A 22,938-nucleotide genomic window follows, 5' to 3' on the forward strand; every position below is an offset into this window, starting at 1 on the left:
TTATCCGATTCTCCCTTCATCCATGCATTTTGCCAGTTCTTCTGCAAAATAGGTAATGTAAATATCTGTTCCCGCGCGGTAAGCAGCGACTGCCATCTCACACATGATAGAAGTCTCATCGATAAATCCCGCCGCTGCGGTGGTTTTTACCATGGAATACTCTCCGCTGACGCTGTATGCTGCCACCGGAAGATCTGTTATATCTTTTACTTCGCGAATCAGATCGCCGTAAGCCATGGCAGGTTTCACCATTACAATGTCTGCGCCCTCGATGACATCCTGTTCTACTTCTTTTAACGCTTCTCTGCGGTTGTGATAATCCATCTGATAAGTTTTGCGGTCACCAAAAGCCGGTGCGGAATCTGCCGCATCCCGGAACGGACCATAAAAAGCAGACGCAAATTTTGCAGAATATGCCATGATCGGTGTATTGATATAACCGTTGGCATCCAAAATGTGACGGATCGCGCCGACTCTGCCATCCATCATATCAGAAGGTGCTACCATATCTGCACCAGCCTGAACCTGGGATAAAGCCGTTTTCTGTAACAGTTCCAATGTTTTGTCATTATCTACATCATGTCCGCAAAGTACACCACAATGACCATGAGAAGTATACTCACACATGCAGACATCTCCGATCATATACAGATCCGGGAACAGTTCTTTTGCCTTACGAAATCCCTGCTGCACAATGCCATCCTGCGCATAGGCACCGCTTCCAAGCTCATCCTTGTGATTCGGGATTCCAAAGAGCATCACGCCACCGATTCCGGCTTTTGTCAGTTCTTCTAATTTTTCACCCATGCGGTCCACACTGTAACGGTACTGTCCCATCATGGACGGGATTTCTTCTTTGATATTGGTTCCTTCTACAATAAACATCGGATAGATCAGAGAGGATTTATCCATTCTGGTCTCTCGTACCATTTTTCTTAAATTTGCGCTTGTCCGCAATCTGCGCGGACGATTGATCATTTCCATTTTTACTTTCCTCCTGCAGTCTATGTTCGACCGCTTTTCTCTCAACATTTTTATCATTTTCCCATAAAAATGCAGGAACGAATTTTATATAAAAAGTTATAATACTTTATTTTCCATCAGACTGAGATGAACAATTTAAAATTGTCTGTACCAGATTTTCAACGGTTGCCGATTTCGCGGTCACACAGGAAATCCCTGCTTTTTTTGCTTCCTGCGCGGTCTGTTTTCCGATACAGATGCCCTGCACATGACTCAGATCCGTATCCGGTACATTTTTTACAAAGCCCCGAACCGTAGATGCACTGGTAAAAACTACCATGCAGCCTTCTTCCACCAGCTTCGGTACATTCACCCATTTCTGCTCTTTCTCTATGGTATCATAAATCGGCAAATCTGCAATCGTAACTTTTTTCCTTTTCTGAATCTCCCGGATCAGTTCCTGACTGCCGTTTTTCACCCGCGGAATCAAAATATGATTGCCGTCTGCACAGGCTTCCCCAATGCAGATGCCAAGATGTGCCGCATCGTACACCTCTGGAACCAGATCTGCAAAAACACCATGCAGTTCCAGTTCTTTTGCTGTACCCGCTCCCAAAGCTGCGATTTTTGCTCTGAAAAATCTTCGGATATCGATTTTTTCTTTTTTTAACTGATCAAAAAAGCAATTTACACCAGACGGAGAGGTAAATACCACATATTGATAATCATTTAACAGTACATCAGACAACTTCTGAGCCATGTCTATATGCATCTCTGCCTTTTGGTTCTCATTTTGTGTCTCGGTATCTTCAACATTTTTCTGTATCCATTTTTCTGTTATATCACATTCATTCGAAAAATTATCATTGGGATGAATCTCAATGGTCGGCAGTTCCAGCACTTCTGCCCCAAGGCTCCGTAACCGTTCTGCCAGCGCCCGGCTTCGCTCCCGCGGTCTTGTAACAATAATTTTTTTACCGAACAGTGTTAGTTTTTCATACCAGTTAAATTCATCTGAGAGTCCACAGACTTCTCCCACAACGATGACTGCCGGTGTTTCCATTGGATTTTTTTTCACTTCTTCCGGCAGTTTTTCCAGTGTACTCACGATCCGTCTCTGTTTTGCTGTCGTTCCCCGGCTTAATAATGCCGCCGGTGTTTCTTTCGCTTTTCCGCCGTTGCATAATCCCTGACAAATATCTGTCAATGCGGAAACGCCCATCAGAAATACCAGTGTTCCTTCCAGTTTTGCCAGCGTGGTAAAATCCAGATTCAGCGGTTCGTCTTTTTTCTTATGTCCGGTAATGATATGCACACTGGACGCATAATCTCGATGCGTCACCGGAATGCCGTTGTAAGCCGGTACAGAAATGGCAGAGGTCACCCCCGGTACTACTTCGAATGGAATGTTGTGTTTTGCCAGCAACTCCAGTTCTTCGCCGCCGCGTCCAAACAGGAACGGATCTCCACCTTTTAAGCGCACCACGCATTTTCCTTCCTGCGCTTTTTTCAAAAGCAGCTCATTCATCTGCTCCTGCGGCATGGTATGATTACCGGAACGTTTTCCGGCATCGATTTTTTCTGCTGCTTCCGGCATCATCAGCAGGATACTCTCTCCCACCAGCCGGTCATACACGACGACTTCTGCCTGTTCCAGCACACGCTTTGCTTTTAACGTCAAAAGTTCCGCATCGGAAGGTCCGGCGCCCACCAGCCAGACTTTTCCTTCTTTTTTCTGTTCCATTTAGCGCTCCTCCTGTGCTTTTCCTTCTGCCTGCAAACGACGTGCCAGATTTCTGCCAAAATTTTCTGCCAGATTACATGCATTTGGTTTAAAAACAACTTTTTTGTGATCTGTACAATCTGTAGGATCTATAGAATCTGACAAATCTTTCTGAAGCAGATTTTCTTTTGCCAGATAAATAAATTCCGTTTCGATGACACTTTTCCCGGTAGCTTCCACATAATAAAGTCCTCGCAGCGTCAGTTTTCCATCCTCCGCAATTGTTGCATGCGCTGCCACCGGAGAGGAACATCCTCCGTCCAGTTCCCGGATAAATGCCCGTTCACAAAGGGACGTGATCCGGCTTGCTTCGGAACAAAATGGTTGTAAAAATGCATAATTTTCACCGGCACGTCCCTGTAACGCCAACACGCCCTGTCCGGCAGCCGGAATCATTTCTTCTACCGAAAAATATCGGGTAATCCTGTTTTCCAATCCCAGTCGTTTTAATCCTGCTGCTGCCAGAATCGTTGCAGAGAACTCCCCAGAATCCAGTTTTGCCAGACGTGTCTGTACATTTCCACGAATCGGTGCAAAGGTTGCCTGTGGATACAATTTCTGAAACTGCAACATCCGGCGCTGACTCGAACATCCCACCGGTTTGGAAAAATCCAGCTCTTTCACACCGTCTGGCAATACCAGTACATCCCGCGGATCTTCCCGCTTGGAAAACCCGATCAGCGGCAATTCAGTCGGAATTTCTGCCGGCATATCTTTCAGACTGTGTACCGACAGATCACTGCGCCCATCCAGCAATGCCGCATCCAGTTCTTTCACAAACAATCCTTTTCCGCCAATCTTATCTAATGTACGATCCAAAATTTTATCACCGGTAGTTTTCATGGTAACAAGCTCCGGCTCGTATTCCGGGCACTGATTTCTGATATAATCCATCACCATCTCGCTTTGAATCACAGCCAGACGGCTCTCTCTGCTTCCGATTCGAAATTTTTTCACTGTTATTCCTCCACATTGTTATAATCTACCGTTCCAAGTATTTCCCGGATTTTTGCACTTACCTCACGCACTTTTCCATGATCGTTATTACAGGAATTGATTCCTGCAACAATATCATCTTCTTCCACCAGCGCCGGAAACCGAAAATCACACAGTGCTTGGTCGGATGCTACATTCACCCAGATATGATGCTTTTTACACTCTTCCCAGACTTCCAGATCCGCTTTTTCGTCCCCGGTCGCCGTCAGCACCAGTTCATAACCTCTGGTCATGCCATGCATAAACGGACTGCGGATCAGCTCCAGCCGCTTTCTGCCATACTTCTGCTGTAACTGTAAAAACTCCATCCGAATCTCCGATGCAGTCACCGTTACATCCGCGCCAAACCGCAGCAGGCTTTCTGTTCTGCGCAGGGCAATATTTCCTGCTCCCACCTGCAATACTTTTTTCCCTGTAATATCTACAAAAAATGGAAAATATCTGTGATCCATCCCTTTTTCTACTCCTTTTTACTCCTCTTTCCATACTTTTTCCAATGCAGCCAGACATTCCCTCATCACGTCCGTATCTGCATGATCCCGCAATCCAAACAACATCTTCTGAAATACTTTCTGCGATGTCTGTTCCACGGCATCTGCCAGCTGTCGACACTGACTGGCATCCAATTTCATCTGCTGAAACGTTCTTCCCATCCGCCAGCTTACATCCTGCGCTGCTAGTGCACCAAACTTTTGAATCTGCGGCACCATATCCCGACATTCATACCAGGAAACAAATGCTGCCAGTTCTTCTTCTGCCAGCAGGTTTGCCGCCTGTAACTGCTCCTGCTGCCGCTCAGACAAACCGATGCCACCCTGAAAATCATCGATGTCATAGACTTCTGCCCATGAAAGTTCCCGGATTGAGGTATCAATGTCCCTTGGCACTGCCAGATCCACAAAAGTGATCGGATGCTCCAGCTTCCATTTTTCCAGTTCCACACGCTCTAATGTCACATTTGGGCTTGCTGTTGCCGATACTACATACCGGCATTCCGGAATTTTGTGATAGCGTTCCCCGTAATGAATCCGGGCACAGCCTTCCGGAATCCGCACTTCTCCGCTGTGATACTGTCGAACCGTTACCGTTACATTTGCGCCCCGCTCCTGAAACGCCCGTGCCGTCAGCCGTCCCATTTCACCATTTCCGATCACAAGACAGTTTTCTCCGGCAAACTGATACCCCTGACGGGCAAGCTGTGTCAGTGCTGCATCAATCGTTGATGTGTTTCCTTTTGGAATTGCCACCTGTGTTTTGATCTTTTTGCCCGCTGTCACTGCCATACGAAACAGTGTTTTTAACACCGTATCCGCAAATTCACCACTTCGGGCAAATTCCAGCGCATCGCCTACCTGCGTCAGAATCTGATCTTCCCCGATGATTTTCGATTTCAGTCCCGCGGTCAGCAAAAAAAGATGCCGCACCGCGTCTTCTTCAGTTCGCACCGTAAAAAGTTCCCGTAGCCGTTTTTCTTCTTCTCCGGAAATCTGTTTACAGTGGCAAATAATCCGGTAAAGATCCGGCTCTGCCTTCGCATCCAGAGACACATACAGCTCCATCCGGTTACAGGTAGACAGCAACACGCAGCCGTCCACGCTTTGCTGCCGGACGACTGCCTCCATCAGTTCTTTTTGTTTTGTCTTTGTAAAGGAAAATAATTCCCGTTCTTCCACAGATGCTCTGCTGTGGTCAATTCCTATCATCTGTATGTTTATCATGATTTCTTCATTCCTCTGCTGCTGTCAAGATCATATAATAATGCGTTGCAGATTGCTGCCGCCACGTTGCTTCCGCCTTTTCTGCCTCTTGCGATGATATAAGGCACATCGGTTTCCATGATCAGTTCCTTTGCCTGCACCACATTGACAAAACCGACTGGGACACCGATGATCAGTGCCGGTGCAAGTTTTCCTTCTTCGATCAGTTCATACAGACGGATCAGCGCTGTCGGTGCATTTCCTATGGCAAAAATCAGCGGTCCCGGTAGGGATGCTGCCTTATCCATGCTTGCTGCGGAGCGGGTAAAACCATGTTGTCTTGCCGCCTCAGCTACATCTTCATCTGAGATAAAATTGCAGGCTTTTCCGTGCAGATTTTCCAATGTTCGTTTGTTAATGCCGGACCACGCCATCTTCGTATCCGTCACGATCGTCGCACCTGCCCGAAGCGCTTCCTTTGCCTTTTCCACCGCATGTTCCGAAAAAGTAAGGGTATCTGCATATTCAAAATCTGCCGTCGTATGAATGACACGTTTAATGATGTGCGCCTTGTCTGCCGGCAATGTAATTCCTTTTTCTGCCAGCTCCTGACCGATGATCTCCATACTTCTCTTTTCAATATCCATTGGTTTTACATGTTCAAACTCCATGGTGTTCTCCGCTGCTCCTTTTTCTATCACAATTCAAGTCTCACGTGCGTGCGACTTGAACTAAATGTATTTTTATCTTAATATTCAATGCCCTCTCTGGCAGTAATTCCGCGTTCAAAGGGATGTTTTATTTTTCGGACCTCTGAGACATAATCCGCATATGCCAGCAATTCCTCTGCCGGATCACGTCCAGTCAAAACAACTTCCAGATTCTGTGGACGCTGCTCCAGAAACGCAAGCAGACGCTTCCGATTGATCATTTCTGCCCGATATGCCGCACAGATTTCATCCAAAACCAGCAGACCATATGCTTCCTCTGTCGCGCGTCGAAGTGCTTCTGCCAGATAATGGTCATAATATGCCCGCGCCTGCCGCTTTGTTTCCTCATCCATCCGAAAGGTAAATCCGAATTTTTTTTCTGCAGAATATACGGTAATCTCCGGAATCTGTTTTAAAATCCGAAGTTCTGAGGAAGTCCCATCCTTTAAAAACTGGGTAAACAGCACTTTACCGCCGTTTCCGGCAAACCGTACTGCCAGTCCTACCGCCGCGGTGGTCTTTCCTTTTCCGTCACCGGTATAAATATGTACACAACTTTCTGCCACTTTTTCGTCCTCCACATTTATATCATCAAACAGACCATAAAGCGGACATTCGCAATTTACCACAGAAACTTATTTCATCTGATCACACACCGGCATCCAGAATCCGGTAAATCTGTTCCATATCCAGATGTTTCCGCAAAATATCTGCCATCTTATCGTACTGTGTTTCCTTGTATGCCGCATAATCCATCTGCGCCAGTCCTGCCGGATCAATCCCTTTTTTCTCTGCCAGCGCCTTCACAATGGCATTGACGACTTCCTGCGTATCAAAAATACCATGTACATAAGAGCCATACACATTTTCGCCTATGGCACCCTCGCATTTTTCCATTGCGCTGCCGCTCTGTAACAGTGTTTTGGCTCCGCCGTCAGCACTCCCTTCGGAAGTATGTCCCACATGATCGCAATGATCGCTGATTTTTGTCAGCATCGACAGCTTTCCATCCGAAACACTCTGTCCCATATGAATCTCATACCCGGAAAATGCAATGTCGGAGAGTCCTGCCAGATCTCCTTTTACCTGCAAAAACTGCCCGTTCACCCGGGTTCTTGTTTTTTCTTCCGTAAACACCGTATGCATCGGAAGCAGTCCCATTCCGCGCATGGTTCCGCCATCTTCCACACCGAACGGATCGGAAAGTTCTTCGCCAAGCATCTGATAACCGCCACAGATGCCAAAAATCGGACATCCTGCCGCATGTGCCTTTAATACTGCCGCTTCCATACCGGACTGACGCATCCACGCCAGATCACTCATCGTATTTTTCGTACCCGGAAGCAGGATCAGATCCGGATTTCCAAGCTGCGCCGCCCGTTTCACATAACGCACCGACACACCCGGAATACTCTCAAATATATTAAAATCGGTAAAATTGGAAATGCGTGGCAGACGAACCACCACAAGGTCAATCTGACCAACTACTTTTTCGTTACTCATCCGTTCGCTTAAGCTGTCTTCATCTTCCACATCGATATCCATATATGGCGTTACGCCCACCACAGACCGGTGGCAAAGCTCCTCCAGCATCACAATACCCGGATCAAGAATCGTCTTGTCTCCTCTAAATTTGTTGATGATCAGACCTTTAACCAGCTGTTTTTCCTCTTCTTCCAGGAGCATCATGGTTCCGGCAAGCTGTGCAAACACTCCGCCGCGGTCGATATCGCCCACTAAAAGTACCGGCGATTTTGCCATTTTTGCCATTCCCATATTTACGATATCATCACTTTTCAGATTAATCTCTGCCGGAGAACCCGCGCCTTCGATTACAATGATATCCGACTGTTCCTCTAGCGTATGATAGGCTTTCATAATGTCCGGGATCAGTGTCTTTTTATATTTAAAATAATCCCTTGCCCGCATCGTTGCAAGCACTTCGCCGTTGACAATTACCTGAGAACCCACATCATTGGTCGGTTTGAGCAGGATTGGATTCATCAGAACAGATGGCTCTATTCCTGCCGCTTCCGCCTGCATCACCTGCGCACGTCCCATTTCCAGTCCTTCGGAAGTAATGTATGAATTTAATGCCATGTTCTGGGATTTAAAAGGTGCCACCCGGTAGCCATCCTGTTTAAAAATCCGGCACAAGCCCGCTGCCAGCAGACTTTTTCCCACATTTGACATGGTGCCCTGTATCATAATTGATTTTGCCATATATTCTGTGTCCTTTTCTTCAATGCTTCCAAAAATTTCTCATTTTCTTCCCGTCCGCGCACTGCGATCCGGTAATATCCTTCCGTCAGACCATCAAAATTTCCACAATCCCGGATCAGAAAACCTGCCTCCCGCATGGCTTTCTCCAGTCCTTCTTCTGCCCGGAAAAATATATAATTTGCCGCAGAGCCAAACACCTTAACACCGGCTTTTTGCAAACCTTCCAGTAAATATGCTTTCTGCTCTGCGATCAGTGCTCTGCTTTTTTCCACAAATGCGGTCTCTTTTACGGCAGCGATTCCTGCCGCCTGCGCCGGAACTGACACATTCCATGGCTGCGATACTGCTTCCATGCGCCGGATCAGTGCCACATCACTGCAAATGCCATACCCAAGTCTGAGCCCTGCCATGCCATACATTTTTGTAAATGCACGCAAAATGAAAATCTGTGGATTCTCTGCCACCTTTGATAACAGCGTGTGCTTTTCTGCATCTTCCAGAAAATCCGAAAAACATTCATCCATCAAAAGACGCGTTCCCTGTCTCTGACACTGAACTGCGATTTCTTCCGACAATTCCTGATCCAGTAACTGCCCGGTAGGATTATTCGGATTGCACAAGATCAGCAAATCCGGTCGTTTCTTCAATGCTTCTAAAATATCCCGTTGTACACAAAACTGATGTTCCGGCAGCAACAAATGTGTCCGAATCTGACACGCAACACTTTCCAACGCCTGTCGATATTCATAAAAAGACGGAATCGGCAATAATGCTTCTTTTGGCCTTTCTGCCAGCATCAGGGTAAAAATCACGTCCGCGGCACCGTTTCCACAGAAGATCCACTCCGCTGGAACTCCTTCCTTTTCAGCGATTGCCTGCTTTAATGCCTCACAAAACGGATCCGGATAATGAACAGCATCATCAATGGCATCCTTTGCTGCCTGACGCACCGCCTGTGGCATTCCAAGAAAATTGATATTTGCCGAATAATCGATTTTGTTTTGATTGCGGTAAATATCTCCGCCATGTCTGTGCATCCGCTCACCTCCTGAATTTCCATTTTTTCCTTATTGACTATCACTTATTGAGTATCATTTGCTACCAAAATTTCATTTACTCTGACAGATTCCTTTGCCTATTGCAAATGACTGTATTCATTCCAAAATACGATCATTTACAACTCCATTTTTATTCCAAACCAAACTGCAATCCTTATGCCACAAAATACAATCATACCAAGCAGACTTGCCGCATACAGCAGCTTATTCGCCCTTGCAATGTCTTCGATTTCCACTGGGCGAACAGCATCACCAATGGTTGGTTTTTCATGTTTTTTTCCAAAATACCATGCATCTCCTGCAAGCTGCACCTGCAGGGCACCTGCCATCACCGCCTCCGTCTGTGCAGAGTTCGGACTTGCATGATTGAGCCTGTCCCGTTTGAAAATCTTCCATGCAGACGCGCCGTCCAATTTTACCAGCGGCGCTGCAAGAATCATCATAATCGCTGACAGTCTTGCCGGGATAAAATTCATCACATCGTCAAATTTTGCCGCTGCCCTGCCAAAATACAGATATTTGTCATTCTTATACCCCACCATGGAATCCATGGTATTGACTGCTTTGTAAAAATAGCCAAGCACCGGACCGCCGATTGCCATGTAAAACATCGGTGCCAGAATTCCGTCTGACGTGTTTTCCGCTACGGTTTCCACAGCAGCTTTCACCACACCGGTTTCTGTCAGGTTCTGTGTATCCCGTCCGACGATCATGGAAACAGCTTTTCTTCCGGCTTCCAGACCATCTGTCTGCAATACCTCTGCCACCTTCATACTCTCTGTCTTTAACGACTTTGTTGCCAGAATGGTGTAGCACATATAAGACTGTACCGCGAACCCAAGCCAGAACCAGATCCGATAACAAATCATTAAAATTACCAGCGGAATCGCGGTAGAAACCGCCAGCACACAAATGACAAGCAGCACACCGCCTGCCAGCTCCCTATTTGGTTCATGAAATACTTCTGATTCACGTTTTTTATCACAACCATCCTTTTTGCTTTCATTCGTGTTGGTTGTATCCAGTTGTTTTTGTTTCTGCTCCTTTTTGCTTCCCCGGATTCTTTCGTAAAGCGGACGTTCGCAATCCGCTTTCGCTACTTGCTCATGAACGCAGTCGCTTTGCAACCTGCGTTCAAAAAATGAAATCATATTTCCGATAAAGCAGATCGGGTGCCACATCCCATGGGGATCGCCAAAAATCAGATCCAGCACATAGCCCACGATCAGAGTTCCCACAATTATCTCTGTCATCTGTCTATTTAATACGGGTTCCGATGCCACAGGTCACACGATATACCGCCTCTGCCTGCGCTGCCAGTGCACAGGTCAGTCGTCCGGTGCGCTCCCGCCATGCCCGGTCAAAGGCATCCATCGGCACAACACCACAGCCAAGCTCATTGCATACAATGATCGTATCCGGCTCCTGTACCAGTTTTTCCCGCAACTCCTTTTCTAACTTATCATTTTTCTCATTTGAATTTACATGTTCACTTATCTTGTCATTCGCATCCGCCTCCATATGCGCCTTTACCCACATATGAAACTGTGGAAAAATACTTCCTGCTTTTCCGTTTTTCTTCTGTTCTTCTAAAAGCTGTTCCGCAAACGCCATCTTTCCCTGATATGCGCCGCCAATAATTAAAATCATGCACATTCTCCCTGTTTTATCAAATACATGTTTCTATCTTTGTTTGCTTACTGCCTTTCAAGTCGAACGCACGTGAGACTTGGTGCGTGATTCTGGTCAGCGAAAGCTGACATATTCTTCTCAGAATCACTGCACATCTACACTTCGTTCCGGTCGGCGCGAAACCATTGTCTCCCAGACAATGTGCGCCCCCGCGGAGCGTTTATCTCAGTCGGAGATTGTACTCCCACTGAGAAAGACTTGTTATTACTCACCACTTGCAGAAGTGGGAGTCTTATCGACTGAGATAAACATAGGTATCATTTCTAATTTGTTCAAGAATGCTCCGTCATTCTTGTTGCGAGGTGCGCGTCATGCAATTGCATGACATACTTCAACTGCGCACCTCTGTAATCCTGCCGGAGGCTATATCAGATGGGGGATTGGCTCCCATCTGATATATTCTAACCTGTTTTTATGGAATCAAAATCACCACAAATGCCATCACCAGTTCGCATACCTGCAGGAAAAATCCCTGGGTATCTCCTGTAATTCCACCAAATTTCTGCATTGACAAATGTCTGCATCCCAGGCATACCAGCACCGCTGCCGCACAGGCAAACGCACCGCGCAGCGGATCAAGCCAGATCATTGCAGCCATACAAAGAATCATTTCTATGATCAGTACAATAGTACAACGTTTCCGGTCTGCCGCCTCTGCAAAAGTCGCTGCCAAACCGCTTTTTTTCGCACAGGGAAACTTGCATACACCAAAGCCGCTCAAGGTACGGCTTAAAATAAAACCAATGCCAAGAATCCCGATATCCAGCAATTTTGCTTCTGTCCAAATGCCAAAAGCTGCCAGAAAATAACTACAACATGCAATGATTGCAAATGCTCCGGTATGCGGATCTTTTAAAATTTCAAGCCGCCGTTCTGTCGTCTGCCAGGAGCTTAATGCATCGGATGTATCCAAAAAACCATCCAGATGAATTCCACCGGTCACCAGCACTGGAATCAATACTGCCACTGCCGCCTGTAACATCACGCCAAATCCTGCGATCCCGCACAACCAGTACCAGAGCCACAAAAGTGCACCGATCACTGCACCAATCAGTGGAAAATAGCATAATGTATTTTTCATATTTTCTTTTGTCCATGTGATCTGTGGCATTGGTATTTTAGAATACATGGAAAATGCCACAATCAGACTTTCCAGACATTTCATAGTTACACTCTGTCTCTTTCTTTTTTCATTAAAATCGGAATACCGCAGACCACCTCATACACCTGATCTGCCAGCACTGCCACTTCCTGATTGATTTCACCCAGAATCCGCATATATAATTTCGTGCCGGGATCATATTCGATCCCATCATCAAAAATATTATTGCTGACGATCACCAGATGTTTTGCCTCTGCTGCCAAATGCCGGATTCCCTGCAAAATCGCATCCTTACAGTCTTCACCCCGTCCTTCCGGTGCAAACATTTCATTTGCCACCAGATTCGACATACACTCCAGTAATGCCGTACATTCTTTTGGAAGCGAAACTTCTTCCAGATGCGTTCCCTGTTCAATGGTAGCAAACCCTTTCCCGCTGCGTGCTCTCTGGTGTTTGCGAATCCGCGCCCGGCTTTCTTCATCAAATGCCTGCATCGTTGCGATATATCGTTTTTCCACTGCCGGCAGCTTCATACAGCAGTTTTCCGCAAATTCCGATTTTCCGCTGCCACTGCCTCCGGTTACCAGTATGATCATCGCGTCATTCCGTCCATTTCTTTTTTATCTATTTACAGTTTATATAAGCTGAATTTATAAATACTCTCTCATATATTATTATTTCACCATAACTTATTTATTTTAATCCAATGGTTGATATGCTTCAACCTCTATCTGTGCAAACGTGCTCATTTTGTGATAAATATCTGACGCAAAATCCAGCAGCGGAAAAATTGCCACCGCACCGCTGCCCTCGCCCAGACGCATTTCACATGTCAAAAACGCTTCTTTTTGCAACGCATGCAGCAAAATATCTGCCCCCGGCTCCTGTGAAACGTGGGACGCCAGAATATAGTCTGCACATTCCGGCACCAGACGTACCGCCATCAGCGCTGCCACCTGTGAAATAAATCCATCCATGATCACCGGCATCTGCAGCGCTGCACCGCCAAGGAACAACCCGCACATTCCCGCAATGTCAAATCCACCCACTTTTGAAAGTACATCCAGTGGATCTGACGCATCCGGCTCATGCAGGAAAATTGCCCGCCGAATTGCCTGCACTTTGCGTTTCAGACCATCTCCGGATAATCCCGCACCACGCCCGGTCACCATTTCCGGCTCCATGCCAAGAAAAACTGCTGTCATTGCACTGCTGGTAGTCGTATTTCCGATTCCCATCTCACCGGTTGCAAGCAGTTCATATCCCAGATTCTTTAATTCCTGCGCCTTGGCAATGCCCGCTTCAATTGCTGCAACTGCCTGCGCTCTGGTCATCGCCGGCTCTTTCGTCATATTTTTTGTTCCGTAAGCGATTTTTCGTTTTTCCACCCTGGGCGTATCTACTGCCATTCCGATATCCACCGGAAAAATGCCTGCTCCCGCGCGTTTGCACATGATTGCCACACAGGATTTTTCATCCAGAAAATTCTCTGCCACGGAAGCAGTCACTTCCTGTCCGCACTGTGTAACGCCTTCTTCCACCACGCCATTGTCCGCACACATGATCACCAGTGCTTTATTTTCAATATGAATCTGCGGCGTGCGCTGGATTCCCGCAATCTGAATGATCACATCCTCCAACCGTCCAAGACTTCCCAATGGTTTTCCCAGACCGTCCCAGTGCTCCTTTGCATCTTCTTTTGCCTTCTGATCCACCGGTCTGATTCGGTGTATCGTTTCTTCCAGTGTCATGCTTCTTCCTCCATGCTGCCATGTTTCCTGTTCCCAGTTTCTGCATGCTTTCACAAAATTTGCCGCAAATGCCGGATTGGAATAATAATACAAATGTGGAAATCCTGCTGCATGCGTTTCAGACGCCTGCATACAATCCCATCCCCGCTTCCGCCGCGGCTTTTGCGCCCGAAACGCATCACCGTTTTCACTGCTGTCAAAATAGTGAAATTCATGAGCACGAATCGTCTCTCCCGCTTCTCCCAGAATCTGTTCTTTCTGCGCTGTCAGCTCCACATAACCAAAACGCCCCAGTTTTCCGGTATAAAACGCATGTCCCGGCAAAACACCAACCATCTGCCAGCGCTCTCTTTTCATATCCTCCATCGTCTCATGCAGATACATAAAACCACCACATTCTGCCAGATATGGCATGTCTGCCTCAATCTGCCTGCGAAAACTCTCTTTCATTGTCTCATTTTCACTGAGCTGCTTTGCATACAATTCCGGATAACCGCCGCCGATCAGCAGTCCATGCAAATTCTCCGGCAGTTTTGCATCATGCAATGGGGAAAAAGGAACGATCTGTGCTCCCATTGCTCTTAGCAGATCCAGATTATCTTCATAATAAAAACAAAACGCTTCATCTCTGGCAACTCCGATGCGAACCGGATGCTCCCCCTGACTCTGATTCTGTTCCTTTCCGCTTTCTTTGCAATTCTCCTCTGTCGCTACCTGCAGCTCCGGATAAAAATCTTCCATTTTTTGTTCCTGCAACATGGATGCTCCTGCTGCCACTGTTAAAATTTTATCCAGATCCAGTGTTTTTTCCAAAATTTCTGCCAGTTTTTCAATCCGTTCCTGCAGATCTGTCATTTCTGCCGGTGTCACCAGTCCCAGATGCCGGCTCTCGATGACACATTCTGCCACCTTCGGCACGTATCCAAGCACTGGAATTTTACAATTTTCCTCAATCAACGGACGTAAATCCTCACACATCACCTCTGACGTCTGATTTAAGATCACGCCACAGATATGTGACTTTTTCTCCATCTGCAAAAATCCCCGGATCAGCGCCACCACAGACCGGCTCATTCCGCGCATGTTTACCACCAGAATTACCGGTGTGTCCGTAATATCTGCCAGTTCCCATGACGAAGCCTGTGTCGTAATCCCTGCCACACCGTCATAAAATCCCATAACGCCTTCCATTACTGCCAGATCTGCCTGCGCCGCATTTTTACAAAACAGTGCCTTCGTCAGTTCCCGACCAGTAAAATAAGAATCAAGATTCCGGGAAGGAATTCCAAGCACCTGTGTATGAAACAGCGGATCAATATAATCCGGTCCACATTTAAAAGACACCGGGTGTACCCCTCTGTTTTTGAACGCCTGCAGCAAACCACAGGTGATCAGCGTTTTTCCACTTCCGCTTGCCGGTGCCGCCAGCATAATACGTGGTATCTTCATGCGTTTTTCCCTCCCATTCTGATTCCTATCTACTTTTTATCAATCTCTTTTATCTCAGCCTGAGTTGAGACTCCCACCACTGATACTAGCTTGTTTCTCACCACCTATAGAGATGGGAGTCATCTCCAATCTGATATCATTCTGCCCGGAAATGCCGCCAAAAGCAATCACATACACCGGATTTTGCCCCATCATCATATGATAATGTCCCAGTAGTTTTGATTTTGCGATCGTAACCGCTGTGATCTCTGCATCCTTGATTTCCAGTTCCTGAAGCAGTACCGTTATCTCTGCCAGCGATTCCAGTGCGATACAGTTGATCACAATGCGGATCTGAGGATTTAACTCCCTCAATTTTGTGATAATCTCCCGCATATTTCCGCCGGTGCCGCCCAAAAACGCATGGGTTGGCACTTCCAGTCCCTGCATTGCCTCCGGTGCTTTTCCATGCACGATCTGCACATTCGGAACTTGGAACTTTTTCTGATTTTCCCGGATCAATGCCACCGCTTCTTCCTTTTGTTCTATGGCATACACGCATCCTTCCGGTATCATCCTCGCCATTTCTATGGAAACAGAACCTGTTCCCGCACCAATATCATACACAATAGAATCCCGGCAAAGCTGCATTTTTGATACGGAAATACTTCGCACTTCCTCCTTGGTCATCGGGACTTTTCCTCTGATAAATGCTTCGTCCGTAATGCCATGTGTCACCACAAAATCATCCGGTGTCTGTTTCTGAAGCAGTGCCACACTGACGCCCTCTGTCTGATAATCCAGAAACTGTTCCGGTGTCGCCGTTGTAATCTGTTCCTGTGGATAACTGAGATCCGTTCCCACTGACATTGTCACCTGACCAAATCCATAAGTCACCAGTTCTGCTGCAAGCTGACGAATACTCTCTGCTCCGGAAGCCAGCGTAAACACCTTTTCATTTCTGCTCAATGCCGCAATGATATTTGCCCTGCGTCCATGTACGCTCATAAGTTTCATATCGTCCCAGGATGTATGCAGTTTTGATGCAAAATACACTGCACTTGAAATGCCACAAAGCAATTCCACTTCAACTTCCGGCAGCGCATCCACCAGTTTCTTTGCTCCACTGTAAAATCCCACATCTCCGGACAGCGCGATCACAATATTGCCATATTCCTCATGTGAGTGGATATACTCTACAATCTGCTGACTCAGGTACATGGATACCATTGGTTTTTCTGTATCTAAAACCTGTTCCACAGCGTTCAGCATACGCTTTGCCCCGATAATGCAGTCCGCCTGATTGCAGGCACGAACGCCCTCTACCGTCATATTTTCTGCCGCACCCATTCCGATACCAAGCAGCGTTACTTTTCTTCGTGTTGCTGCCTTTTTCCCCGGTTTGCAGCTGCTTAACTTTTCAACTGTTTCTGAAACATTCAAACTATTGCCTTTTTCTGTATCTGCTTCTTCTACATGACAACTTTCTTTCCCCTGAGCTTCTTGCACCTCATTCTTAGGACTGAAAAGTTTCTCCCTCACACTTAAAATTTTCTCCTGAATCTCCTCCAGTGAAAATCCCTGTTCCTGCACAGGACGGCGAATGACCACACAGACTGATCCAGCTTCTTTCGCTGCCTCTGCCTTCTGTGCAAATCCACCTGCATTGCCGGATTCCTTTGTCAGCAGAAACTTTGCCTGCACTTCCCGCAGCATTGCCACATTCAATTCCTTTGAAAATGGTCCCTGCATACAGATCAGCTGCTTTTTGCTCAAGCCCAGTTCTTCTGCCAACGGAAAAATTTCCGGTTGCGGAAGTACCCTTGCATACAAGCGCTCCCGGTCAGAAATCCGTTCTGCCACCATCGGCAATTCCTTCATTCCCGTTGTCAGGAAAATCCGTCCATTTTGCATTTCCAACCACTCCGCTGCCGATTCACAATCCGGAAATGTCACCAGATCTGAAAATGCTGATAAATCAATCTGCCCACGTAACAGACGCACATAACGCATCCCGGTATTTTCACAGGCAGTCCGAATATTTTTCGTCACTTCCGCCGCATGTGGATGCGTGGCATCGATTACTGCCTGAAAAGGCGCTCCGGATCGTTCCTGTATGTAGTTTTCCATCTCCGGCTCCGTCATTCTGCCGGTATGAACCTGAATATAATCCGTTGCCGCAAGCAATTTTTCTCCATATTCGGTGGCCACACAGACCTCTGCACAGATCTGATGTTCCTGCAAAAATTCTGCCAGTTTCCGTCCTTCACTTGTTCCGGCAAAAATCAGGTATTCCGCATGTTTTTTCATATCCGATATCCTCTTGGTGTCACCATTGCTCCATTGATTTCTTTTGTCTGGGAGTTGCCGATAAATACGGTGGTAAACATATCCACTTTTGCATTTCGAAGTTCTCTCAGTGTATAAATCTGCTTCTGTTCGCCTTCTCTGCCAATATTGCTTACCGTCGCGCAAACCAGACTTTCCGGTTGATATTTTAGAATTAGATCACAGGCTTTCTGTAGATAATCATACCGCTTTTTGCTGGACGGGTTGTACAGACAGATGACAAAATCTGCCTCTGCCGCCGCCAGCAGGCGTTTTTCAATTTTTTCCCATGGCGTCAGAAGGTCACTGAGACTGATCACCGCAAAATCATGGATCAAAGGTGCGCCAAGCACGGATGCTCCACCGATTGCTGCTGTCACCCCCGGTACACATTCTACCTCTACCTCCGGATATTCTTCTCCGATTTCCAGCATCAGACCACTCATGCCATACACACCGGCATCTCCGCTGCAGATCATTGCTGTTGTTTTTCCTGCACTTGCTGTCTCAAATGCCATCCGGCAACGCTCCACTTCCTGTTTCATCGGTGTGGTTAAAAATTCTTTTCCTGAAAAATGCTCCCGCACCAGATCCACATACACTGTATATCCGATGATGACTTCGCAGCTTTCCAGTGCTTTCGCTGCCCGGATCGTCATCTGTTCATAAGCGCCCGGTCCAATTCCTACTACATATATTTTCTTCAATGTTGTTTCCTTTCCATCATTCAAGTCGAACGCACGTGAGACTTGGTGCGTGATTCTGGTCAGCGAAAGCTGACATATTCTTCTCAGAATCACTGCACATCCCCGCGGAGCGTTTATCTCAGTCGGAGATTGTACTCCCACTGAGAAAGACTTGTTATTACTCACCACTTGCAGAAGTGGGAGTCTTCTCGACTGAGATAAAAATTTAATAGTGTGAGCGCCTCTATTGATTACAACGGTAATGCGACCATTGCCACTGTCACACCATTTTCTGCCTGTTTATGACAGATCCAACATGGTTGCCTTTGTGCTTCCTCAGGCAATGCTGCTACCGCCGCTCGTTCACACACATTTCCAACTCCTGTCGTTTTTTTCACAAATTCCGACTCTGCAAACGTTCCCGGAACCAACTGCAATTCCTCTGTCGAAAACGTTTCAAAAGGAATCCCCCATCGTTCTGCCAGCCGCAAAATTCCTGCTTCCTCTGCTTTCAAATCAATGGAAACCAGTTTTGCAATACTCTCCACGGCAACGTGATAGTTTTCCAACACCTGCCGTACCTGTGTTTCCACTTCCGCCGGATCTTTTTCTTTTCGACATCCGATGCCAAGAATGACCCGTTTGGGTACAAGCCGCAGCACATTTTTCTGCCAGTGATCGTATATCGAAACAACAATTCCCGCAATCGGTTCTCCTGCCCTTTTTGAGATCATTTCCTGAAAAGATTCTTTCGATGAGAACAGATTTAATTCTTTTGGCAGGTTTTGTATCTGCATATCTTCCGCATAAAACGGCAATTTTTCTCCGGCTACAATCGCTGCCGCCGCATGCTTTGCCAGCGTCAGATCTGCAATCTGCCATCCCTGCTGCTTCGCCCACACATCCACCGCAAGATGTTCATTCACATCCGACGCTGTCGTGATCACCGGATCTGCCTGCAGCTTCTGCGCCAAAAACAATGTCCACTGATTTCCACCGCCCAGATGCCCGGACAATAGCGAAATAATATGTTTTCCCTGCTCATCTGCCACCAGAACTGCCGGATCGGTACATTTGCTGTTCACAAAAGGAGCGATCGTCCGCACCGCAATCCCACATGCTCCGACAAAAATCAATACCTCCGATTTGTCAAAAACTTCACTGCACCAGTTTTTCAATCCATCGGACACCGCACAAACTTCCGCATGCCGCTCTGCGACCTGATTTTTACCACTATATAAAACAACTTCTGCCCGTTCCTGCAAGCAATCCTGCATTTTACAGGACAGTTGATATCCGGCTTCTGTAAAAGAAATAATTCTGACAATACTCATGCTTTGTCTTCACCTTTCGCTTTGCGATATTCGGTAGAAAAATTTGGGTTATACAGTTCCGATCTGGCATAATTACTGTGGGTAACTGCCTCTCCAATGATCATCAGCGCCGTTTTCGTAATGTTGTGCTCCTTCGCGGTCTGCGCCAGTGTTCCCACCGTGCAAATATATTTTTCTTCTTCCTTCCAGGTTGCCTTGTATACAATCGCTGCCGGTGTCTCTGCCGTATAACCGCCTACAATCAACTCCCTGGAAAGTTCTTCCAGCAATCCGGTACTCAAAAAAACAACCATGGTTGCCTGATGCGCCGCAAAAGAAGCAATACTCTCCCGTTCCGGAACCGGTGTGCGTCCCGCCATGCGGGTGATGATCGCACTCTGAGAAACGCCAGGCAAAGTATATTCCAGATTCAATGCGGAAGCCGCACCGCAAAAAGCGCTGACTCCCGGACAGCTCTCATAATCAATCCCTTTTTCATCCAACCGATCCATCTGTTCACGAATTGCGCCGTAAATACATGGATCACCTGTATGTAACCGAACCGTCATCTTTCCTTCCGCTTCTGCCTTTTCCATCACTTCCAGAACATCCTCCAGTGTCATTTTTGCACTGTTATAAACCATGCATCCTTCCTTTTTATAATCCAAAAGTTCCGGATTCACCAGTGATCCCGCATAAATGATCACATCTGCCTGTTCCAGAAGATTTTTTCCACGTACGGTGATCAGATCTACCGCACCGCTTCCCGCTCCAACAAAATAAACCATGCCATTTCTCCTATTTTTCACTTTCTATATTTACCATGCAGACAGTCCCACAAAAGTATATCCGATCGCACTGACCTGTATCACATACCAGTTTTCAGACATATTCAACTTGCATATCTCTATTGCCATTATTCTTCTTTACTTTTCTGTTCCTGCAATTGCTCAAGCAATTGTTCCACCAGAGACGTTCTCCCAAGCTCTCCATGCGCATTGCTGTACAGCACTGCACCGATTTCCAGTCGCCCCTGTGCCCGATGATTCAGATAATATTCCACTTTTTCTGTAATGATCTGCATCGTCTGTACCCAGTATGGCGTCTCTTTTAAAATACTCAATCCCTCATCGGTGGTTACTGCCACAAGAATCCGGTTTGCCGTATCTGCATCCGCTCCTGCCCGCAGCGCACAGGCTGCCATGATCTCCATCCGGGCGTCTGCCTCTCTGGAATGGGTGTTCATAATACCGCCTGCCACCTTGATAAACTTGCCGATATGTGCCACAAACAACACACCTTTTAAGCCCATATTTACCGCAAAATCAATGGTCTGTCCGACATAATTGCTGCATTTTACCGCTTCTTCCGCCTCAAATGGAAAATTTCCGGACAGATACTGCAATCCATAATTGCCCGGAGCGATCAACAGGTACTTCCGGTCTCCCGCTGATTTCTGCTTCATCTCCACCTGAATACTGGAGATCAACGCCTGCTCACTCATCGGCTCCACAATGCCGCTGGTTCCAAGAATTGAGATGCCGCCTTTGATGCCAAGCCGCGGATTGAAGGTTTTCTCTGCCACCACAGCTCCGTTTGGAACTGAAATGCACACTTCTACCCCTTCCGTATAGTGATATTTTTCACAAACCGCCTGTACTTCTTTTGTGATCATCTCTCTTGGCACCCGGTTGATGGCAGGGGCGCCGATGGACTGTTCCAGTCCTGGAAGTGTCACGATCCCCACACCCTCTCCGGCAGTAATACCTACCGAAGCAACTGCTTTCAAATCGGATTTTTCACTCTGTTGAAACTTCTGGCAGATGGCCTCTGCTTCCTGCCGTTCGCACAACGTCACTTTCGCATAGATCCGCAGTCCCGATGTCACATCCGGATCGTCACCGCCATCCTTTTGAATGGCACAGGAGCATGTTCTCTGACCACCTTTTGCATCCAGCACTTCCAAATACAGCGTAATCCCTTTTGGTGTCAGCAACTCCACTACCGGAACATCCTTCCCCGAAAAAAGCATTTCCGCCGCTGCCTTAGCTGCAGCCGCCGCGCTGCTTCCCGTGGTGTATCCAAACCGCATTTTTTTATTATCTTTTATCACAAAATAATTTTCCAGACCATTTTTCATACTATATACACCATTCTGCCTGTTCTGATCACTAAGTTTTTGTTTCTCTGATCTGTTTGTTTTGATTACAAGGTTTTCAGTCCTCTGATTCCTATCAAACTATTTCACAGACTTTTTGTCCCTGTTTCCTGTCAGATATTTTACAGTTCTTCTGATGTTTCTCCCTGCACATTCTGGGTTGTTTCCAGAAACGGCAAAATCTTCTCCAGAGACGGATTGTCCGCATCCGGCCGCCATGCCGCAATTATTTCAATCGTATCCTCCGGTCCACCAAAAGGAACTGCTGCCAGCCGCCCTCTGGTCTGCATCGGAATCGTCATATATGCCGGTAGGATCGACACCCCCATATTTGCGGAGAGCATCAGCAAAATTGTTTCCACGTCTTCGATCTTTGCCACCACATTCGGATGATAACCGCATTTCCAGAATTTTTCAATGATCCTTTTTTCTTCTCCGATCTCACTGTCCGGTGTGCAGGCAAGGATCAGATTCTCATCTTTCAAATCCCGACGTGTCACATACTGCTTCTGCGCCAGAATATGCGTCCGCGGAAATACCGCATTCATGCGGTCCTCACCGATTTTCCGCACAACCACATCTTTATAGTAGCGCTCCTCAAACATCGGCATCAGCACCAGATCCAAATCTCCTTTTTTCAGAGATTTGAGCAGCATGGATGGACTCTGATTCACAAATTTCATTGCAATATTCGGGTATTTTTCATTGAATGCCTGAATTTTTTCCGCCATTCCCGTATTTCCAATTCCAATAGAAAAACCGATATCCAGAGAACCGATAAATCCACTGGATGCTTCTCTGGTTCTCTCAATCGCAGTCTGCATCCGTTTCAGCAGCAGCGTTGCCTCCTGCAAAAATACGTTTCCCGCCGGAGTCAGCACAACCTTCTTTTTCGTCCGTTCAAACAGACTGACGCCAAGCTGTTCCTCAAGCGCTTTGATCTGTTGAGTAACTGCCGTCTGTGACACGTACATCGACTCTGCCGCCTTTGTAAAATTCAATTCATGCGCTACCGCAAGAAAATACTCCAATTGTCTGCTGTTCATGCTC

At 46.8% G+C, this 22,938-nt stretch carries 20 protein-coding genes; all 20 read right to left on the bottom strand.

Going from position 1 to position 22,938, the window contains the following annotated elements:
- Entirely contained in the window at positions 1–984 is a 984-nt protein-coding gene (hemB, locus tag DXB15_RS11085) for a porphobilinogen synthase (RefSeq protein ID WP_177957742.1), read from the bottom strand.
- 106 nt (positions 985–1,090) lie between these two features.
- Positions 1,091–2,707: a uroporphyrinogen-III C-methyltransferase gene (gene cobA, locus DXB15_RS17055; protein ID WP_187119658.1), complete on the bottom strand. Its 1,617-nt coding sequence runs from the start codon at positions 2,705–2,707 to the stop codon at positions 1,091–1,093.
- On the bottom strand, positions 2,708–3,703 hold the full coding sequence (gene hemC / locus DXB15_RS17060) for a hydroxymethylbilane synthase (protein WP_243115641.1): 996 nt from the start codon (positions 3,701–3,703) through the stop codon (positions 2,708–2,710). It abuts the gene before it with no gap.
- 2 nt (positions 3,704–3,705) lie between these two features.
- Positions 3,706–4,194 (bottom strand): precorrin-2 dehydrogenase/sirohydrochlorin ferrochelatase family protein, encoded by a 489-nt coding sequence (locus DXB15_RS11095; RefSeq protein ID WP_109216301.1) that lies wholly within the window; start codon positions 4,192–4,194, stop codon positions 3,706–3,708.
- An 18-nt stretch (positions 4,195–4,212) separates the two neighbouring features.
- On the bottom strand, positions 4,213–5,460 hold the full coding sequence (gene hemA, locus DXB15_RS11100; RefSeq protein WP_109216300.1) for a glutamyl-tRNA reductase: 1,248 nt from the start codon (positions 5,458–5,460) through the stop codon (positions 4,213–4,215).
- Entirely contained in the window at positions 5,457–6,110 is a 654-nt protein-coding gene (locus DXB15_RS11105; RefSeq protein WP_109216299.1) for a precorrin-8X methylmutase, read from the bottom strand. The genes hemA and DXB15_RS11105 overlap by 4 nt, the downstream gene beginning before the upstream one ends.
- Positions 6,111–6,187: 77 nt before the next feature.
- The gene (locus DXB15_RS11110) at positions 6,188–6,715 is read right to left on the bottom strand and encodes a cob(I)yrinic acid a,c-diamide adenosyltransferase (protein ID WP_118703018.1); all 528 of its coding nucleotides are present in this window, start codon (positions 6,713–6,715) and stop codon (positions 6,188–6,190) included.
- An 82-nt stretch (positions 6,716–6,797) separates the two neighbouring features.
- Entirely contained in the window at positions 6,798–8,372 is a 1,575-nt protein-coding gene (locus DXB15_RS11115; protein ID WP_118702994.1) for a cobyric acid synthase, read from the bottom strand.
- Positions 8,354–9,409 (bottom strand): pyridoxal phosphate-dependent aminotransferase, encoded by a 1,056-nt coding sequence (locus DXB15_RS11120; RefSeq protein WP_118702995.1) that lies wholly within the window; start codon positions 9,407–9,409, stop codon positions 8,354–8,356. Before DXB15_RS11120 ends, DXB15_RS11115 begins: the two co-directional genes overlap by 19 nt.
- A gap of 137 nt (positions 9,410–9,546) precedes the next feature.
- A complete protein-coding gene (gene cbiB, locus DXB15_RS11125; protein ID WP_118702996.1) occupies positions 9,547–10,683 on the bottom strand; it encodes an adenosylcobinamide-phosphate synthase CbiB in 1,137 nt (378 codons plus the stop codon).
- 4 nt (positions 10,684–10,687) lie between these two features.
- A complete protein-coding gene (locus DXB15_RS11130; protein WP_118702997.1) occupies positions 10,688–11,080 on the bottom strand; it encodes a bifunctional adenosylcobinamide kinase/adenosylcobinamide-phosphate guanylyltransferase in 393 nt (130 codons plus the stop codon).
- A gap of 454 nt (positions 11,081–11,534) precedes the next feature.
- The gene (locus DXB15_RS11135) at positions 11,535–12,287 is read right to left on the bottom strand and encodes an adenosylcobinamide-GDP ribazoletransferase (RefSeq protein ID WP_118702998.1); all 753 of its coding nucleotides are present in this window, start codon (positions 12,285–12,287) and stop codon (positions 11,535–11,537) included.
- Between the two features lie 2 nt (positions 12,288–12,289).
- Positions 12,290–12,820 (bottom strand): bifunctional adenosylcobinamide kinase/adenosylcobinamide-phosphate guanylyltransferase, encoded by a 531-nt coding sequence (locus DXB15_RS11140; protein WP_118702999.1) that lies wholly within the window; start codon positions 12,818–12,820, stop codon positions 12,290–12,292.
- A gap of 102 nt (positions 12,821–12,922) precedes the next feature.
- Positions 12,923–15,424: a cobyrinate a,c-diamide synthase gene (locus DXB15_RS11145; RefSeq protein WP_118703000.1), complete on the bottom strand. Its 2,502-nt coding sequence runs from the start codon at positions 15,422–15,424 to the stop codon at positions 12,923–12,925.
- Positions 15,425–15,478: 54 nt separating this feature from the next.
- Positions 15,479–17,713, bottom strand: a complete 2,235-nt coding sequence (gene cobK / locus DXB15_RS11150) for a precorrin-6A reductase (protein ID WP_118703001.1) — start codon at positions 17,711–17,713, stop codon at positions 15,479–15,481.
- Complete coding sequence (cobJ, locus tag DXB15_RS11155; RefSeq protein WP_118703002.1) at positions 17,710–18,438, bottom strand: precorrin-3B C(17)-methyltransferase; 729 nt, start codon at positions 18,436–18,438, stop codon at positions 17,710–17,712. Before cobJ ends, cobK begins: the two co-directional genes overlap by 4 nt.
- 230 nt (positions 18,439–18,668) lie before the next feature.
- Positions 18,669–19,751 carry a cobalt-precorrin 5A hydrolase gene (locus DXB15_RS11160; protein ID WP_118703003.1) on the bottom strand — a complete coding sequence of 361 codons (1,083 nt, stop codon included), beginning with the start codon at positions 19,749–19,751 and terminating at the stop codon, positions 18,669–18,671.
- The gene (gene cobM, locus DXB15_RS11165; protein ID WP_118703004.1) at positions 19,748–20,518 is read right to left on the bottom strand and encodes a precorrin-4 C(11)-methyltransferase; all 771 of its coding nucleotides are present in this window, start codon (positions 20,516–20,518) and stop codon (positions 19,748–19,750) included. The genes DXB15_RS11160 and cobM overlap by 4 nt, the downstream gene beginning before the upstream one ends.
- 128 nt (positions 20,519–20,646) lie before the next feature.
- On the bottom strand, positions 20,647–21,870 hold the full coding sequence (gene cbiD / locus DXB15_RS11170; RefSeq protein WP_118703005.1) for a cobalt-precorrin-5B (C(1))-methyltransferase CbiD: 1,224 nt from the start codon (positions 21,868–21,870) through the stop codon (positions 20,647–20,649).
- A 140-nt stretch (positions 21,871–22,010) separates the two neighbouring features.
- Positions 22,011–22,934 carry a LysR family transcriptional regulator gene (locus DXB15_RS11175; RefSeq protein ID WP_109216285.1) on the bottom strand — a complete coding sequence of 308 codons (924 nt, stop codon included), beginning with the start codon at positions 22,932–22,934 and terminating at the stop codon, positions 22,011–22,013.
- Positions 22,935–22,938: the final 4 nt, after the last annotated feature.

This window comes from Roseburia sp. OM02-15 (assembly GCF_003481835.1).
Taxonomy (GTDB): Bacteria; Bacillota; Clostridia; order Lachnospirales; family Lachnospiraceae; genus Eubacterium_I; species Eubacterium_I ramulus_A.

Coding starts and splice junctions, on each gene's coding strand:
- DXB15_RS11175 (WP_109216285.1), bottom strand. CDS start 22,934: ATGAACAGCAGACAATTGGAGTATTTTCTTGCGGTAGCGCATGAATTG.
- DXB15_RS11140 (WP_118702999.1), bottom strand. CDS start 12,820: ATGATCATACTGGTAACCGGAGGCAGTGGCAGCGGAAAATCGGAATTT.
- cobA (WP_187119658.1), bottom strand. CDS start 2,707: ATGGAACAGAAAAAAGAAGGAAAAGTCTGGCTGGTGGGCGCCGGACCT.
- DXB15_RS11160 (WP_118703003.1), bottom strand. CDS start 19,751: ATGAGTATTGTCAGAATTATTTCTTTTACAGAAGCCGGATATCAACTG.
- hemA (WP_109216300.1), bottom strand. CDS start 5,460: ATGATAAACATACAGATGATAGGAATTGACCACAGCAGAGCATCTGTG.
- DXB15_RS11105 (WP_109216299.1), bottom strand. CDS start 6,110: ATGGAGTTTGAACATGTAAAACCAATGGATATTGAAAAGAGAAGTATG.
- DXB15_RS11095 (WP_109216301.1), bottom strand. CDS start 4,194: ATGGATCACAGATATTTTCCATTTTTTGTAGATATTACAGGGAAAAAA.
- cbiD (WP_118703005.1), bottom strand. CDS start 21,870: ATGAAAAATGGTCTGGAAAATTATTTTGTGATAAAAGATAATAAAAAA.
- cobK (WP_118703001.1), bottom strand. CDS start 17,713: ATGAAAAAACATGCGGAATACCTGATTTTTGCCGGAACAAGTGAAGGA.
- hemB (WP_177957742.1), bottom strand. CDS start 984: ATGGAAATGATCAATCGTCCGCGCAGATTGCGGACAAGCGCAAATTTA.
- DXB15_RS11120 (WP_118702995.1), bottom strand. CDS start 9,409: ATGCACAGACATGGCGGAGATATTTACCGCAATCAAAACAAAATCGAT.
- DXB15_RS11115 (WP_118702994.1), bottom strand. CDS start 8,372: ATGGCAAAATCAATTATGATACAGGGCACCATGTCAAATGTGGGAAAA.
- DXB15_RS11145 (WP_118703000.1), bottom strand. CDS start 15,424: ATGAAGATACCACGTATTATGCTGGCGGCACCGGCAAGCGGAAGTGGA.
- DXB15_RS11130 (WP_118702997.1), bottom strand. CDS start 11,080: ATGATTTTAATTATTGGCGGCGCATATCAGGGAAAGATGGCGTTTGCG.
- DXB15_RS11135 (WP_118702998.1), bottom strand. CDS start 12,287: ATGAAATGTCTGGAAAGTCTGATTGTGGCATTTTCCATGTATTCTAAA.
- cobM (WP_118703004.1), bottom strand. CDS start 20,518: ATGGTTTATTTTGTTGGAGCGGGAAGCGGTGCGGTAGATCTGATCACC.
- cbiB (WP_118702996.1), bottom strand. CDS start 10,683: ATGACAGAGATAATTGTGGGAACTCTGATCGTGGGCTATGTGCTGGAT.